Annotated in this window: 5 protein-coding genes; 4 read left to right on the top strand and 1 reads right to left on the bottom strand. The window is 53.4% G+C overall.

All coding sequences use genetic code 11. The annotated features are described in order from the left end of the window. The coding region (locus FJ147_27365; GenBank protein ID MBM4259604.1) for a hypothetical protein at positions 1 to 396 on the bottom strand (396 nt) is incomplete at its 3' end. 94 nt (positions 397 to 490) lie between these two features. Between FJ147_27365 and FJ147_27360 the strand changes: the two genes are divergently transcribed. From FJ147_27360 to FJ147_27345, 4 genes are all read left to right on the top strand, one after another. Then, on the top strand, positions 491 to 1,549 hold the full coding sequence (locus FJ147_27360; GenBank protein ID MBM4259603.1) for an SMP-30/gluconolactonase/LRE family protein: 1,059 nt from the start codon (positions 491 to 493) through the stop codon (positions 1,547 to 1,549). A gap of 168 nt (positions 1,550 to 1,717) precedes the next feature. Beyond that, the gene (locus FJ147_27355) at positions 1,718 to 2,887 is read left to right on the top strand and encodes an epoxide hydrolase (GenBank protein MBM4259602.1); all 1,170 of its coding nucleotides are present in this window, start codon (positions 1,718 to 1,720) and stop codon (positions 2,885 to 2,887) included. Between the two features lie 98 nt (positions 2,888 to 2,985). Next, positions 2,986 to 3,636, top strand: a complete 651-nt coding sequence (locus tag FJ147_27350; GenBank protein MBM4259601.1) for a rhodanese-like domain-containing protein — start codon at positions 2,986 to 2,988, stop codon at positions 3,634 to 3,636. Between the two features lie 24 nt (positions 3,637 to 3,660). Then, positions 3,661 to 4,521, top strand: a complete 861-nt coding sequence (locus FJ147_27345) for a hypothetical protein (protein ID MBM4259600.1) — start codon at positions 3,661 to 3,663, stop codon at positions 4,519 to 4,521. The last annotated feature ends 163 nt before the right edge of the window (positions 4,522 to 4,684 follow it).

Below are 4,684 nucleotides of genomic sequence, written 5' to 3'. Positions count from 1 at the left end.
ATGGTCAGGTCCGTTGGATAAACTCGCGGCAGTGTATTCATCCCTCAAGCTTACCAATCCCTTTTTCAAAACACTCTCTAAAGAGAAAGGCGCGGTGAGGACACCACCTTGGAGGCTCCATCCGTGGTTTCCACTGCCCCATTCTTTGCGGAGAAATGCTTCGACCAGTAACGGGCGGTTCGCATTGACGGTTTCATGTTCCCAATTGAGTTGTGCACGGGCAACGAGATCTCCAGGCAACACCGCGCCTATTTCAAATGCGAGCTGAGCGACGGCGAGCCGTGTAACGTGGTCAAAGCCAGTTGCTGTCGATCGTCCTCCATAGCGAAGTTTCCCAGGGCCACGGTCTGTCCAGCTTGGAGCTTTGCTGCCGCCAGCGATACGGAAATCGAACAAGCCGCGCACCCAAACTGGGGATTTTTCTTCTACCTCATACTGACCGTGAACGCTTCCTGTGCTGAAAACGAAAACTCCAAGAAAAAAGGAAAAGATGAAGAATAACCGCCGGTGTCTCATAGCGTTTGCGCATGACATCGCAAGAACATCGTCATGTCAACTCTGTACTTGGGTATGCATCTCTCATACGACTCCTTTTTTCATTGCCGTCCTGCCCTTACCTGCGATAGACTCCGCCTCGACATCAGCATATGTACGTGTCAGGAGAGAGAATATGACACCACAAGTTCTCACTGATGGATTACGGTTTCCCGAAGGTCCGGTTTGGGGGCCGGATGGGACACTCTATGTGACGGAAATTGGTGGCGGTCGCATTACCGCGATTGCACCAGATGGGAAGAAACGTACCTTTGCCGAGACTGGCGGTGCTCCGAATGGCGCAGCGCTCGGCCCTGATGGCTATCTCTACGTCACCAATAACGGCGGGAAGAATCCTGGCTATATCCAGCGTATCGATCCACAGGGGAAGGTCGAAACCTTGTATGCCAACTGTGACGGCCAGCCGTTTCAAGGACCGAACGATTTGGTGATGGATGCGCACGGTGGGTTTTACTTCACTGACCCAGGTCCGTTGACGCGTGACGGCACCAAATTTGGTCATCTGTACTACGCGCGCCGCGATGGCAGCTCAGTGAAACGTATGCAGTATCTCTTCCTGTTACCTAATGGCATTGCCTTGAGTCACGATGAGAAGACCCTCATTGTTTTGGAGTCGCTGACCAGCCGCGTGTGGGGCATTCCCATTGAAAGTCCTGGCGTGCTTGGGCAGGTTGACGCTGGCGCACGTTCTGGAGCACCACGCTCCTGGCCAATCTCCGCACTGTTGACCACGGTACCCCAACCCGCAGCGCCGGATGGCATGTGCGTGGATGAAGCGGGAAATATGTTGATTTGTGCGCATAATGGTGGCGTGGTGTCGGTGCATGCGCCTGATGGGAAACCGCTCTCACTGGTTACCGTTGAAGATCGTCGACTTACGAACTGTTGCTTTGGTGGTGAGGATTATCGAACGTTGTACATTACGGAGTCTGGGCTTGGGCGTGTCGCTACAGTGCGCTGGGAGCGGGCTGGGCTTAAACTCCACGATCATTAAGCTTCCTCTGTGCTACATTCCCCAAACTATGGGATTGGTGGCGCTCGTGGCGGGCACAGCCCGCCCTACGTAACCTCGTGGGCTTCAGGTAGGGCGGGCTGTGCTCGCCATCGTCGCATCTATCCAAAGCTCTAGGTAATCCAAACGCAGCTAATAAAGGAGATCTGTATGCAAAAAACTCCATTCACTATCGCGATCCCCGAATCAACCCTTACGGACCTGCGCGAGCGCCTCTCGCGCATACGCTGGCCGAATGATTTTGCCAATGACAATTGGCAGTATGGCGCTAACGCCGCCTACTTGAAAGAACTCGTCGCCTACTGGCGTGACGGCTACGACTGGCGCAAGCACGAAACGGAGATGAACACCTTCGCCAATTATAAGGTCACCATTGAAGATGTGCCTATTCATTTCATTCACGAACCAGGTAAAGGTCCAAAGCCAATCCCGCTTATTCTGACGCATGGGTGGCCGTGGACGTTCTGGGATTTACGCAAAATCATTCGCCCGCTGGCTGACCCTGCGGCGTTTGGTGGCGACCCTGCGGATGCGTTTGATGTCGTTGTGCCATCACTGCCCGGCTACGGCTTTTCTACGCCGCTGACGACACCAGGCATCAACTTCTGGCGCACGGCGGACCTGTGGGTGAAGCTGATGCAAGATGTGCTCGGTTACAAAAAGTTTGCTGCGCAAGGTGGGGATTGGGGAGCAATCGTCACCACGCAACTCGGACATCAATATCCGCAGGCGCTGATCGGCATTCATGTCAATCTTGCTGTGGCGTTAGACTTTATTACCAAGCGCTCACTGCCAGCCGAGAGTGATTACGCCCCTGATGAGAAGAAATGGTATGCGCGTATGCAAGAAGCTGCGCCAACCATCTCAAGTCACCTTGCAGTGCAAACGGCTGATCCACAGACGCTGGCGTATGGCATGCACGATTCACCGGCTGCTTTAGCCGCGTGGATTGTCGAGCGACGACGCAACTGGAGCGACTGTGGTGGCAATGTGGAAAAGCGCTTTTCCAAAGACGACCTGCTTACGACGCTGATGATCTATTGGGTCACAGAGAGTTTTGTGACTTCGGTGCGTTACTACTACGAAGCGCGGCATCGTCCGTGGACCCCGGCGCATAATCGATCGCCGGTGGTCGAAGCCCCGACGGGAGTTGCGATCTTTCCGAAGGAATTGTTACTCCCACCGAGGCGTTGGGCTGAGCAGTATTACAATCTCAAGCACTGGAGCATCATGACCGCAGGTGGTCACTTCGCGCATGCAGAAGAGCCCGAGCAACTCGTGAAAGACGTACGGGCATTTTTCCGGACGCTACGAGCGTAGTGATTTTGAAGATCAGGAGTAGTCGTATTGTTCTGTCCGAGTATCATAAAACCTGGCATTCAGGAGACATATCCGCAGGTACGTCTGCATGCTCCCGAATGCTGGCTTTCCCCAATATAGAGCCTTCCTGTTTGCGAATCCTCGTTTGCATACTGCGAAGTCATTGTCAAAATTTTGACACAGATGAGCGCTCTCGACTCAAGGTTTTCGTATTAAAGCCTGCCTCTTCAGAGCCGATTCAACTTGCGAGACGAATTGGCCAACTTTCTGTGACTTTTTTGAAAAAGAAAGGAGAGGTTATGGTGAAAACCTTGTGCGTCGCAACCGCTTTGAGCCTGTTCTTGTCCCTCTCGACTCAGCCTGCGTTGGCTGTTGAGGAGACCCCCCAGAGAATACCTGGAGGCACCATGGTCTCTGCTGAGAAGGCCAAAGCCCTGTATGATAATGGGACTTCCTTTGTCGATACGCGTGTGGCCTCTGAGTACGCGGAAAAACATATCAAAGGGGCAATCAACGTTCCGTATAAAGAGAAGTTCGCTCGGGTGTCGAAAGTTGACTCAGAGGATTCGTTCAATGTCGGCGGACTACCGTTAGACAAGAACAAGTCGTTAGTATTTTATTGCAACGGCTCACCATGCTGGAAAAGCTACAAGGGAGCAACGGAGGCTATCAAAGCCGGGTACACCCAGGTTCACTGGTTTAGGGACGGCATACCTGCCTGGGAAGATAAGCACTATCCAACGGAATAGTTTTTCCTTCCACCTCTCACTTGCATGCCAATACCACCCACCACCTCTCGGATGCGAGCGTGGCTCTCCGTGGTTGGGTCGATGGGGGCACTGTGTCTCAGTGCTCTGCGGACCACTTCACGGAACACGCTCAGTATTCGTGATCGTCTCTATGCGGTCATGATGCTCGGCATTCTGAGCTTGGCCCTGCTTGGCAGCGTGGCAATTTTTACCGCCCGTCAAGGCGTACGGGCGTTAGATCGTGTGTACCATGACAGCGTAGTGTCGCTTGCCTTACTCCAGGAACTGCACAGTAACTTTAAGGATGTGCGGTTCCGTATGGCAGGCGTGGTGCTTGGACACTTGCCGTTCGTTGGCTCAGCGAATCATCTGAAAGATGTCAAGAAAGAACTCCCCCGATTGTGGGAAGAGTTTCGCACCCAACCCTTGTCCAGCGATCTGAGTGAAGAAGCGCAGGAAGCGCGGGCTCGCTTGGAAGCGGGGATGACCTTGGTCGCTCCGCTGTTAGAGAAGCTTGAGCAGGCGTATGCAGGAGACGAGAAGAATCCCATTGCGTTGCTGTTGGAAGATGAGTGGCCAGCGATACACTCGGAGGTCATCAAGCCGATCGAGAAGCTGATGCCACTGTATCGGCTTATCGTACTACGCACGTATGAGACCCAACGACAGATGAATGGTTGGCTTCTCGTTGGCGTCGTTGTTCTCTTTCTCCTTGCCAGCGGGAGTTTTGGGCTCATTACCTTAGGCATCGTCCGGCAGATTCACCTGAAGTTACTAAGAGCAAACCAGGAAGTCGAAGCGGTCGCACAGCTTGACCTCAGCCGCTCCTTCGATACCGACGAGCACGATGAGATTAGCCAACAGGACTTACGCTTTGGACCTTAACAAGCCGTGACATGAGGGTTTTGTAGTTCAGCGCGAAGGTAATGACTAAACAAACTCTCCCGCACGGCATACAGGGTCTGGCCCAGTTCTTGAGCTTTCACTTTCAAGGATACCCACGCATGATAACAACATGCTAAGTGATTGCGCTGTGCCCGCGCCGCCC

The organism is Deltaproteobacteria bacterium (genome assembly GCA_016874775.1).
In the GTDB taxonomy this organism is placed as follows: Bacteria; Desulfobacterota; Binatia; order Bin18; family Bin18; genus VGTJ01.
The sequence above is the reverse complement of the archived record's forward strand: the minus strand, read 5'-3'. Positions and strand labels throughout refer to the sequence as shown.